General features: G+C 62.2%; 9 protein-coding genes. 5 read left to right on the forward strand and 4 right to left on the reverse strand.

Translation table 11 applies throughout. From position 1 onward, the window contains the following. Positions 1–117: 117 nt before the first annotated feature. A complete protein-coding gene (locus SNL23_RS03870) occupies positions 118–504 on the reverse strand; it encodes a MarR family winged helix-turn-helix transcriptional regulator (RefSeq protein ID WP_083676658.1) in 387 nt (128 codons plus the stop codon). Positions 505–813: 309 nt separating this feature from the next. On the opposite strand from SNL23_RS03870, the gene SNL23_RS03875 reads away from it, so the two are divergent. The 4 genes from SNL23_RS03875 (at position 814) to yghU (ending at position 7,601) form a co-directional block, all read left to right on the forward strand. After that, positions 814–4,002: an efflux RND transporter permease subunit gene (locus tag SNL23_RS03875; protein WP_318301656.1), complete on the forward strand. Its 3,189-nt coding sequence runs from the start codon at positions 814–816 to the stop codon at positions 4,000–4,002. Position 4,003: 1 nt separating this feature from the next. Continuing rightward, positions 4,004–5,185: an efflux RND transporter periplasmic adaptor subunit gene (locus tag SNL23_RS03880; RefSeq protein WP_167662490.1), complete on the forward strand. Its 1,182-nt coding sequence runs from the start codon at positions 4,004–4,006 to the stop codon at positions 5,183–5,185. Further along, a complete protein-coding gene (locus SNL23_RS03885; RefSeq protein ID WP_318301657.1) occupies positions 5,178–6,605 on the forward strand; it encodes an efflux transporter outer membrane subunit in 1,428 nt (475 codons plus the stop codon). Before SNL23_RS03880 ends, SNL23_RS03885 begins: the two co-directional genes overlap by 8 nt. Positions 6,606–6,758: 153 nt before the next feature. Beyond that, complete coding sequence (yghU, locus tag SNL23_RS03890; protein ID WP_318301658.1) at positions 6,759–7,601, forward strand: glutathione-dependent disulfide-bond oxidoreductase; 843 nt, start codon at positions 6,759–6,761, stop codon at positions 7,599–7,601. An 84-nt stretch (positions 7,602–7,685) separates the two neighbouring features. On the opposite strand, the gene SNL23_RS03895 is transcribed toward yghU, so the two are convergent. From SNL23_RS03895 to SNL23_RS03905, 3 genes are all read right to left on the reverse strand, one after another. Further along, complete coding sequence (locus SNL23_RS03895) at positions 7,686–8,999, reverse strand: cation:dicarboxylate symporter family transporter (RefSeq protein ID WP_318301659.1); 1,314 nt, start codon at positions 8,997–8,999, stop codon at positions 7,686–7,688. Between the two features lie 91 nt (positions 9,000–9,090). Beyond that, positions 9,091–10,299 carry a pyridoxal phosphate-dependent aminotransferase gene (locus SNL23_RS03900; protein WP_318301660.1) on the reverse strand — a complete coding sequence of 403 codons (1,209 nt, stop codon included), beginning with the start codon at positions 10,297–10,299 and terminating at the stop codon, positions 9,091–9,093. Positions 10,300–10,310: 11 nt separating this feature from the next. Further along, positions 10,311–10,976, reverse strand: a complete 666-nt coding sequence (locus SNL23_RS03905; protein WP_076014563.1) for an RraA family protein — start codon at positions 10,974–10,976, stop codon at positions 10,311–10,313. A gap of 117 nt (positions 10,977–11,093) precedes the next feature. On the opposite strand from SNL23_RS03905, the gene SNL23_RS03910 reads away from it, so the two are divergent. Next, complete coding sequence (locus tag SNL23_RS03910; protein WP_318301661.1) at positions 11,094–11,990, forward strand: LysR family transcriptional regulator; 897 nt, start codon at positions 11,094–11,096, stop codon at positions 11,988–11,990. Positions 11,991–12,103 lie beyond the last annotated feature (113 nt).

Here is a 12,103-nt window from a genome sequence, read left to right on the forward strand (position 1 = left end):
AGGCGAGGTGCCGAGTGGTGGGGCAAGAGCGTTTTGCTTACTTTTGCGCTGTTCAAAAGTGAGCCGCTGTAAGAGCGGAACCAATCGAAGCCATCACCCCAATAACGGATATGCCCCCTAACCCAACAACGCCCGAGCAAACTCATCAGACGCAATAAAGTCCATGGCCTTACGCAACTCGCAAGCCGCCTCAGCACCAAAAGCCGCATCAAACCGCACCGCCATCTGCCTGGACACCACCCGCGCCTCCTCGTACTTACGCTGCCCCGCATCGGTCAACAGCACCCGTCGGCTGCGGCGGTCCAACTCATCCACCTGCAACACCACCAACCCATCCCGCACCAGCGGCTTGAGGGTATGCCCCAGGGCCGACAAATCCATCACCAACGATTGCGCCAAATCACGCATCTTCGGCGCGTCCCCATTGGCGATATGGTTCATCAACGAATACTGAGTAGCCTTCAGCCCAAACGGCAAAAACGCCTCGTCATAGATTTGCGCCATCCGCCGGGACGCACGACGCACGGCGCCGTTAGAGCAGGTACTGGGACTATTCAGGACGGGCGGTGCGCATTTCACAGGCTGATCACTCGCTACAGATCAAGGGTTAACCGAACGTTAATCCGGCAAGATGAATATTGACACATGTAGCAACAAATTAGTTGCGTATACCTCTAAAAGCTATATCGTGGCATATGCCTCTATTTTGACCGGATGTCAGCGCAGTTGGCCCGGAACACAGACGGGCGAGGCAGGAGGAAAGCACTGTCCAGTGCCTCCTTCAGTGTTCAACTTCCTGTCTGGATCACACCTATGCTCAGCCTTGTGCGCATCGCATTGCGGCGCCCCTATACCTTCCTGGTATTGGCTATTTTCATTCTGATTGTGGGCCCGCTCGCGGCCTGGCGTACCCCGACCGACATCTTCCCCGAAATTCGCATCCCCGTGATTGCCGTGATCTGGCAGTACACCGGCTTGCCTCCGGATCAGATGGCCGGCCGGATCACCTCGCCGTTCGAGCGGGTGCTGACCACCACGGTCAACGACATTCGCCATATCGAGGCGGAGTCGTTGAACGGCTTCGGCATCGTCAAGGTGTACTTCCAGCCAGGCGTCAATATCAGTACCGCCAACGCGCAAATGACTTCGGTGTCCCAGGCCATCCTGCGTCAATTGCCACCGGGCACCACGCCGCCGCTGATTCTCAACTACAGCGCCTCGACCGTGCCGATCGTGCAATTGGCGTTGTCCGGCAAAGGCCTCAGCGAACAGAAGCTCGGTGACCTGGGCCTCAACACCGTGCGCCTGATGCTGACCACGGTGCCCGGTGCGGCACTCCCATACCCATTTGGCGGCAAGACCCGCCAGGTGCAGATCGACCTCGACTCGGCGCGGATGCAGGCACGTGGGCTGTCGGCGCAAGACGTGGCCACCGCCCTGGCCACGCAGAACCTGATCACCCCAATAGGCACGCAAAAGATCGGCAGCTATGAGTTCAACCTGCAACTGAACAACTCGCCGACGGATTTCCACGACCTGGAAAACCTGCCGATCAAGACCGCCGACGGCACCACCGTTTTGATTCGTGACGTGGCCACCGTCCGCGACGGCAACCCGCCGCAGACCAACATCGTGCACGTCAACGGCAACCGTTCCGTGTTGCTGCCGGTGCTCAAGACCGGTTCGGCCTCGACCCTCGGGGTGATCGCCGGCATCAAGGACAAACTGGCCGACAACAAAGGCGCGCTGCCGCCCAATCTGAACATCGACTTGATCGGCGACCAGTCGCTGTTCGTGCGTTCGGCCATCAGCGGTGTGGCCCGTGAAGGGGTGATTGCAGCGGCGCTGACCAGCCTGATGATCCTGTTGTTCCTCGGCAGTTGGCGCTCCACGGTGATCATTGCCACCTCGATTCCGCTGGCCATCCTGTCGTCGATTGCCACGCTGTCGGCGCTCGGTGAAACCCTCAACATCATGACCCTCGGCGGCCTGGCATTGGCCGTGGGGATTCTGGTGGACGACGCCACGGTCACCATCGAGAACATCAACTGGCACCTGGAGCAGGGCAAACCGGTGGAGACGGCGATCCTCGACGGTGCGGCGCAGATCGTCACGCCGGCGTTCGTGTCGCTGCTGTGTATCTGCATCGTGTTCGTGCCGATGTTTTTCCTGGAAGGCGTGGCGCGCTTCCTGTTTGTGCCGATGGCGGAAGCGGTGATCTTCGCGATGATCGCCTCGTTCATCCTCTCGCGAACCCTGGTGCCGACCCTGGCCAATTACCTGCTCAAGCCTCACGAACATCATGCGGACGGCACGCCGGTAGTCGCGCCGTCGAGCAACCCGCTGGTGAAATTCCAACGCGGGTTCGAGCGGCAGTTCGAAGCGTTTCGCGGGATTTACCACGGGGCACTGGAGAGTGCCTTGCATCACCGCCGTATCGTGGTGATCGCGCTGCTGGCGTTTGTTGCCGTGTCGTTTGCGCTGGTGCCATTTCTCGGCCGCAACTTCTTCCCTGAGGTCGACTCCGGGCAGATCCTGCTGCATGTGCGTGCCCCGATCGGTACACGGGTCGAGAGCAATGCGCGGCTGGTCTCGCAGATCGAAAACACCATCCACAAAGTCATCGACCCGCAGGAGCTGGCGGCCATCGTCGACAACATCGGCCTGGCCATCAGCGGGATCAACGTGGCCTACAACAACACCGGCACCGTGGGCTCCCAGGACAGCGATATCCAGATCAGCCTGAAAGAGGGCCATCGTCCCACCGCCGAATACATGCGCGAACTGCGTGAGCGACTGCCCCGTGAATTCCCGAATGCGGTGTTCTCGTTCCCGGCGTCTGACATCGTCGGGCAGATCCTCAACTTCGGGTCTTCCGCGCCGGTGGATGTGCAAGTCAGCGGCAATAACCTGCCAGCCAACTTCACCTATGCCAGCACGTTGCTGCGGGAAATCCGGCGGGTGCCGGGGGTGGTGGATGCGCGCATCCAGCAGTCGCGGCAACTGCCGACCTTCAATATCAACGTGGACCGTACCCAAGCCCAACTGGTGGGCCTGAACGAGCGCGACGTGACCAACAGCCTGGTGGTTAACCTCGCCGGTTCCAGCCAGGTGGCGCCGACGTTCTGGCTCAACCCGGCCAACGGCGTGTCCTACCCGATTGTGATGCAAACCCCGCAATACGGCCTCGACACCCTGGCCGCCTTGCATAACCTGCCGTTGAGCGGCAGTGCCGGTGCGGCGTCGGACCAGACCCTCGGCGGCCTGGCCTCCATCGACCGCAGCCACAGCAACTCGGTGGTGACCCAGTCGGATATCCAGCCGGTGGTCGAGGTCTTGACCGCGATCCAGGGTCGCGACCTCGGTGCCGTCGCCGCCGATATCCAGAGGATCCTCGCCGCCCACGCCAGTGAAGTGCCCACCGGTTCCAAGGTGCTGTTGCAGGGCCAGGTGCAAACCATGAACGCGGCCTTCAGTGGCTTGCTGTTTGGCCTGCTCGGCGCGGTGGTGCTGATCTACCTGTTGATCGTGGTCAACTTCCAGTCATGGGCTGACCCGTTCGTGATCATCACCGCCTTGCCGGCGGCGCTCGCGGGGATTGTGTGGATGCTGTTCATCACCCACACGCCGCTGTCGGTACCGGCGTTGACCGGGGCGATCATGTGCATGGGCGTGGCCACCGCCAACGCGATCCTCGTGGTGAGCTTCTGCCGCGAACGCCTGGCGGTGCACGGGGATGCGGTGCAGGCGGCGCTTGAGGCCGGCTTTACCCGTCTGCGTCCGGTATTGATGACCGCGATTTCGATGATCATCGGCATGGCGCCGATGGCCCTGAGCCTGGGGGAGGGCGGCGAACAGAACGCCCCGCTGGGCCGTGCGGTCATCGGCGGGTTGGCCTTCGCCACCATTGCCACGTTGTTCCTGGTTCCGCTGATTTTCAGTCTTGTGCACGGGCGGCGTCAGCACGCCACGCTTGCGACCACCGCCACTCAAGGGGTTTGACATGTCTGCTTCCGTTTCCAATCCGGGTTCACCCCGCCGTAACTCCCGTGGTCTGCTCTGGCTGGTGCTGGGGCTGGTAGTACTGGTCGCCGTGGTGGTGTTCGGCATTGGTGTGCGCGCCAGCGAATCCCGCGACCTGAAAACCTGGACCGATGCCCAGGCCTTGCCCAGCGTGATCCTGATCACTCCGAGCGTGCAGCCTCAAGGGCCGATCCTGAATTTGCCGGGGCGCCTTGAGGCGTATTCGCGGGCGTCGATCTTTGCCCGGGTCAATGGCTACCTCAAGACCTGGAACGTCGACATCGGCGACCACGTGAAGGCCGGGCAACTGCTGGCCGAAATCGACACGCCGGAGCTGGATCAACAACTGCTGCAAGCCAAGGCTGTACTGGCTTCGGCCCAGGCCGACGAGTCGCTGGCACAGACCACCGCCAAGCGCTGGCAGGCGATGCTGGCCTCGGATTCGGTGTCGCGCCAGGACGTGGATGAGCGCACCGGCGACCTCACCGCCAAGCAGGCCAAAGTGGTCGCGGCCAAGGCCAACGTCGACCAGTTGGTTGCCACCAAGGGCTTCCAGCGGTTGACCGCACCGTTCGCCGGCGTGGTCACCGCGCGTTCCACCGATGTGGGTGCGTTGATCAGTGCCGGTGGCGCCACCGGCAAAGAGCTGTTCGCGGTCTCCGATGTCAGCCGCCTGCGGGTGTATGTGCAGGTGCCGCAGTCGTCGGCGCCGCAGATCAAGGTTGGCACCGTGGCGCGTCTGAGCGTGCCGGAATATCGCGGCGAAGCCTTCACTGCGAAGGTGATTGCCACCGCTGATGCGGTCAACGCCGCGTCCGGCAGCACCCTGGTGCAACTGCTGGTGGACAACCCCGGCAGCCGCCTGTTGCCGGGCGGCTACACCAGCGTGCAGTTCACCTTGCCGGTGCAGACTGACGTGCTGCGTCTGCCCGCCAGCGCCCTGGTGTTCGATGACAAGGGCATGCGTGTGGCGACCCTCGATGCGAACAATCACGTGCACTTCAAGACCGTGACCATCGCCCGTGACTTTGGTGACAGCGTGGAAATCGGCAGTGGCCTCGTCGCCACTGACCGGGTGATCGACACCCCGCCCGACGGCCTGGCCGACGACGATTCGGTGCAACTGGCCGCCAACCCCGCAGAGGCCAAACCCCATGGCTAAGCGTACTTGCCTGGTATTGATCGCGACCCTGGGTCTGGGCGCCTGCCACCTGGCGCCGCCGCTGGACGTGCCGGACGTACCCGTGGCCGCGCAGTTCCATACCCAAGGACCGTGGACCGTCGGCACACCGAACGACCAAGCGAGTCGCGACGGTTGGTGGCACATCTACAAAGACCCGCAACTGGATGGGATGGAGCAGCAGTTGCTGCAAAACAACCCGGACTTGAGCGCGGCATTGGCTCACTATTCCCAGGCCCAGGCGTTTTTGGCCCAGGCGCAATCCGGGCTGTTTCCGAAGCTTATCGGGTCGGGCAATGCCCAGCGCATTCGCCAGTCGGACACCCGGCCACTGCGCTCGGCCAGCCCGCCGAATGTTTACGATTCCGGGACAGTGGGTGTAGAACTGGACTATGAAGTCGACCTCTGGGGCCGCGTGCGTGACACCGTTGCCGCCGGCGCCAGCGACGCCCAGGCCGCCAAGGCGGACCTGGCTTCGGTGCGCTTGAGCTTGCAGGCTCAGTTGGCTGACAGCTACATCCGCCTGCGTGGCATCGACCGGCAAGACCAGTTGCTACAGGAAACCAGTGACGCTTACGCCAAGGCTCTGAGCCTGACTGAAGGCTTGCATGGCGGCGGTATCGTTTCCGGCCTGGACGTGGCGCGGGCGCGTACCCAGCTGTCGACGGTCAAGTCGCAACTGAGCCAGAACCGGGTGCAGCGTGCAGTGCTTGAACACTCGATAGCGGCGATGTTGGGTGAGTCCGCATCGACCTACGCGATTGCCCCCAGCGTCGCGGATATCGCCTTGCCCGGCGTGCCCACCGGCGTACCGTCTACGCTGTTGCAGCGCCGGCCGGATATCGCCGCTGCCGAGCGTCGGATTGCCTCGGCCAATGCACGCATAGGTGTGGCGAAAGCGGCCTGGTTCCCGGCCCTCACGCTGAGTGCCCAAGGCGGTTTCCAGAGTGATGAGTTCGCGCATTTGTTGAGTGCGCCCAACATTTTCTGGGCCATTGGCCCGTCGCTGGTGGGGACGATTTTTGATGGTGGCGCGCGCCAGGCCGGAGTCGACAGTGCCAAGGCGGCAACCGATGAAGCCGCAGCCAAGTATCGTGGTGTAGTGTTGACCGCGTTCGAGCAGGTGGAGAACAACCTGTCGATCATCTCCGGGCTCGACACTGCCCTGGTTGACCAGCGCGATGCCGCCGCTGCGGCGCAGTACGCCGAGGACTTGTCCCTGGCGCGCTATCGCCAGGGTGGCGCCGCGTACCTGGATGTGGTGACGGCGCAGGTAGCGTCGTTGCAGGCACAGCGAACTGTGCTGGATCTACAGACTCAACAGTTAAGCGCCAACGTAGGGCTGATCAAGGCCTTGGGTGGCGGCTGGAATATTGCCCAACTGGCCCAAAAAAACCTGTAGGAGCGAGCTTGCTCGCGAAGGTCGTCAACGATAACGCGGGCACCCTGAAAGAACACGGCGCTCTCGAGTTTTTCGCGAGCAAGCTCGCTCCTACAGTTAGTGAGTGAGTTATTTGGTTAGTTACTGTGAACATTAAATCCAAGGAGTAGTGGCATGACTGATTACGTACCGCCAAAAGTCTGGACCTGGAAGACCCAAAACGGCGGCACCTTCGCCAGCATCAACCGGCCCATCGCCGGTGCGACCCACGACAAGGAATTGCCGGTCGGTCGTCATCCGTTGCAGCTGTATTCCCTGGCAACGCCCAATGGCCAGAAAGTCACGATCCTGCTGGAAGAGCTGCTGGCCCTGGGGCACAAGGGCGCGGAATACGATGCGTGGTTGATCAAGATCGGTGACGGCGACCAGTTCGGCAGTGGTTTCGTCGGCGTCAACCCGAACTCGAAGATTCCCGCGCTGCTGGACCGCAGCGGGCCCAAGCCGATTCGGGTGTTCGAGTCCGGCGCGATCCTGCAGTACCTGGCCGAGAAGTTCGGCGCGTTCCTGCCCACCGAACCGGCGGCCCGTGCCGAGTGCCTGTCGTGGTTGTTCTGGCAGATGGGCAGCGCGCCGTACCTGGGCGGTGGTTTCGGGCATTTCTATGCCTACGCGCCGACCAAGATCGAATACGCCATCGACCGTTTCGCCATGGAAACCAAACGCCAACTGGACGTGCTGGACAAGCAACTGGCCGAGCACGAATACATCGCCGGCGACGAATACACCATCGCCGACATGGCGATCTGGCCGTGGTACGGCGGCCTGGTGAAAGGCCGCTTGTACGAGGGCGCAGAATTTCTCTCGGTGCAGGATTACAAACACGTACTGCGCTGGGCCGATGCCATCGAAGCGCGGCCTGCGGTACAGCGAGGGCGCCGGGTCAACCGCGTGTCGGGCGAGCCTTCAGAGCAACTGCGCGAGCGTCATGACGCGTCGGACCTCGACCTGCACAGTTGACAGAGCTGACAACCCACACCTTGTGGCGAGGGGGCTTGTCCCCCGTTGGGCTGCGCAGCAGCCCTGAAAATTCACCGCGTTTTTTCAGGGAAACTCGGTGAGTTTATGGGGCCGCTTCGCAGCCCAGCGGGAGCAAGCTCCCTCGCCACAGGTATCTGCAGTGCCCTCCCGGCGCTCCCACTTGGCAATCACCAGCGGTGCCAGGGCATTGCCCAGCACATTCAATGCGGTGGTCGGCATTTCCATCAGGCGATACACCCCGGCGATAAACGCGATGCCCTCCAACGGCAAGCCCGCACTCGCCAGGGTCGCCGACAGAATCACGAACATGAACCCCGGCACGCCGGCCGCGCCCTTGGACGTCAGCACCATGGTCACCACCAACAGTGCCTGGTCGCCAAGGCTCAGGTCGATGCCATACAACTGCGCCACGAACAGCGTGCCGATCCCCAAAAACAGCGACGCACCGTCCAGGTTGAACGAGTACCCCACCGGCACCACAAAGCTCACCAGCGAAGGCGGCACGCCGTAGGTTTCGAGCTTCTTCATCAGTTGCGGCATCACCGCCGCCGAGCTGGCAGTGGAGAACGCCAGGATCAGTTCGTCCTTGATATGCCGCATCAACGCAAACAGGTTGATCCCGCAAAGCCGCGCCACCAGGTTGAGCACCACCAGCACGAAGAACGCAATCGACACGTAGCTGACCATGATCAACTTGGCCAACGGCAGCAGCGAACTGAACCCGAAGTTGGCCACGGTGACCGCGATCATCCCGAATACGCCGATGGGCGAGTAGGCCATGATCATCGACGTCACCTTGAACATCGCCTCCGACACCCCGCGCAGCAGGGCAATCACCGGGTCTTTGCGCTCGGCCGGCAAGCGCGAAACCCCGAGGCCAAACATCACCGCGAAGAACAGCACTGACAGCAAGCTGCCCTGGGCCATGGCGTTGATCACGTTGTCCGGGATGATCCCGACAATGATCTGCCCCAGGCTGTGGCCGCCGCCGGCGCTGCTGGTGGGCAAGGTCACCGCACTGGCTTTCAGGCTGGCCAGTTCGGTGCCGGCACCCGGCTGGAGCAGGTTGCCCATCACCAGCCCGACGATGATCGCCAACGTGGTGATGCAGAAGAAATAGCCCAGGGACTTGGCCCCGATGCGTCCCAGGGATTTACCGTCACCGTGCCCGGCAATGCCCACCACCATGCAGGCAAACACGATGGGTACCACGATCATCTTCATCAGCTTGATAAAGATATCGCCCGCCGGTTGCAGCAGGTTGTCCACCAGCCACGGCCGGGACTCGGGAAAACGGTGCAGCAGGGCACCGATGGCGATGCCGGCGAGCAGGCCGATCAGGATTTGCCAGACCAGCGCGATGCGGGGCTTGTGCATGGGAATGCCTCATTTATATCAATGATTATGAGTGTTGTTCTAGGCAGTCAATGAGCGGCCATCCCTGGCCGCCGGGTGGGGCGGGTATCCGTCAGCGCAATCGATGGCACGCTTCATTCAGGCGACGGCAACCTTCTTCAATCACTTCAAGCGAGCTGGCGAACGACAGCCGGATATACGGCGACATGCCGTACGCCGCACCACTCACGGTGGCCAGGCCGTGTTCCCGCAGCAGGTACTCGGCCAGTTGTGTGTCGCTGTCGATCCGCTCGCCGTGCGGGGTGGTCTTGCCGATCAATCCGGCGACGTTGGCGAACACGTAGAACGCGCCCTCCGGTGGGGTGAAGCTCACGCCGGATATATCTTCGAGCAAGCCCAACATGCGTTCGCGGCGTTGCTGGTACACCTCGCGCATTCCGGCGATGGGCGCCTGGTCGCCGGCGAAGGCGGCAACCGCAGCCGCCTGGCTGAGAGAGCTGGGGCAGGTGGTGGTTTGCGAAAGCAACTTGGCGATGGCCGCGATCAACCACGCCGGGCCTGCACCGAAACCCAGGCGCCAGCCGGTCATGGCATAGCCCTTGGAGGCGCCGTTGACGATCAGCGTGCGCGGCTTCAAATCCGGTGCAAGTCGGGTCAGGGAAACGTGGCGGGCAGCGTCGTAGACAAAGTGCTCGTAGATCTCGTCAGCCATGATCAGCACATGGGGATGACGCCGCAGCACCTCGGCCAGGGCCAACAGCTCGGCCTCGTTGTACACCGCGCCACTGGGGTTGTTCGGGCTGTTGAGGATCACCCATTTGCTGCGCGGGGTGATCGCCTGTTCCAGGGCTTGCGGCGACAGCTTGAACCCCAGTGACTCATCGCCGGGAACGATCACCGGCGTTGCGTCATTCAGCCGCGCGATGTCCGGGTACGACACCCAATACGGCGTGTGCACGATGACTTCGTCGCCGCGATTCAGGGTCGCCGCCAGGGCGTGATAGATGATGTGCTTGCCACCGCAGCCGGCAATCACTTCGTCCAGCCCGTAGTCCAACTGGTTATCACGCTTGAGCTTGAGGCAGATCGCCTGGCGCAGGGCGAGGGTGCCGCTGGTGGCGGTGTAGTGGGTGTCGCCACTGTGCATCGCGGCGCTGGCTGCTTCGAGGATATGCGCGGGTGTATCGAAGTCCGGCTCGCCCACGGTGAAGTTGACGATGTCCCGACCCTGGGCGCGCAGTTCGCTGACCAGTGCGTTGGCGGCGATGCTCGGTGAGGGCGCAATGCCCAGCACCCGATCGGACAGAAATGCAGTGCTCATGATGTTCCCCTTCAACCTGCTAGGCCGGCCTGTTGCAGCACCTTGTCGATCCAGCTCTGGCGCACCGCACCGCTGGCGATTTCGGCTTTGACTTCCTCTTCGTGGGCCGCGTGTTGTGCGGCCTTGCGCAGTACTTCGGCGGCGTCGGCCTGGGAGAAGGCGACCAGGCCGTCTTCGTCACCCACCAGCACATCCCCCGGGTTGATCAGCATGCCGCCGATGGACACCGGCACATTCACTTCCCCCGGGCCAGTCTTGTAAGGCCCGCAATGCACCACGCTGCGGGCGTAGCAAGGCGTGTCCTCGAAGCTCGCAACATCGCGAATCGCCCCGTCAATCACAAACCCCACGCAGCCGCGTTGCTGGGCGTAGAGCTTGACCAACTCGCCGATCACCGCGTTGTTGGTGTCGCCCTGGGCGTCCACCACCAGCACGTGGCCGGGCTCCAGCATGCTCATGGCCTTGTAGATCAGCAGGTTGTCGCCAGGGCGGGTTTTCACCGTGAGCGCGGTGCCCACCAGCTTGCCGGTACGGTTGTAGCGGTTCAGCCCACGGGCGCCGATGTGCCGGCCGAGGTTGTCGCTGATGTGCGGGGTGACCACGTGAGTGAAGGCTTCAAGCACTTCGGCAGAAGCCAGCGGTGGGTTGGGGAGGATGCGGGAACCGGGCAAGGACATGGCTGTAACTCCGATTGATCTTATGGGTCTGTGGCTAGATCTTAGGAGCGATGAAGAAGCAGTTTTAGCGATATTTTATTATCTGATAGGATCGCTTTTTCTCATGGGAGGTGGCCGATGATCACGTTCAAGCAAATCGACGCGTTGTACTGGATTGCCGAGCTGGGCAGTTTCGAGGCAGCGGCGAACAAGCTGAACATGTCGCAGTCGGCGATTTCCAAGCGCATCCAGGAGTTGGAAGAAACCTTCGATGTCGAGATTTTCGACCGCAGCAAACGCAATGCCCGGCTGACCGAAAAAGGCGCCGAGTTGCTCGACTACGCCAAGGACCTGCTGGAGCGTCGCGACTACTTGCTGGAGCGGGTGAGTACCCGTGAAGTGCTGGTGCGCAGGTTTCGTCTCGGGGTGACGGAACTGACGGCCTTCACCTGGTTGCCTGCGCTGGTGGAAGCGTTGCGTGAGGCGTATCCCAAAGTGCAGATCGAGCCGTCAGTGGAGTTGAGCAGCGAGCTGTTTCGCAAGCTGGAGAGTGATGAACTGGACCTGGTGATCGTGCCCGATGCCTACAGTGATTCGCGGTTTCTGAGTACGCCGTTGGGCAGTGTGGAAAACGCCTGGATGTGCGCCCCGTGGTTAGTCAGTGAGCCTGATCCGGTAGGGCTTGAGGTGTTGGCGGGGTATACGGTGCTGACCCAGGGTTCGCACTCCGGGACGGGCCTGCTTTATGAGCGCTGGCTGGCGGCGCATGCTGTGCAGATGCCGCGTAAGCTGACCAGCCATAACTTGCTGGTGCAGGTCGGGCTCGCGTTGTCGGGGGTGGGGGTGAGTTACTTGCCCAAGGCGTGCTTGTCGCATTTGATCGAGCGCGGAGAATTACGCGCATTGGAGACGGAACCGGCGCTGCCCAAGGTTGGGTATGTGGCGTTGCATCGCGGGGATCGGCAGTTTGGGTTGAACCAGAATGTGGCGCAGTTGGCGGTGCAGTGTTGTGATTTTTCGCGGTTGTTGTTTTGAGTGTATATCCGTTATTTGGGTAACGGCTGCTGGCGGTTCCGCTCTTACAGCGGGTCACTTTTGAAAAGCGCAAAAGTAACCAAAACGCTCTGCCCCGCCTGTCGGCGCCTCGC

This window comes from Pseudomonas sp. SED1 (genome assembly GCF_034044025.1).
Taxonomy (GTDB): domain Bacteria; phylum Pseudomonadota; class Gammaproteobacteria; order Pseudomonadales; family Pseudomonadaceae; genus Aquipseudomonas.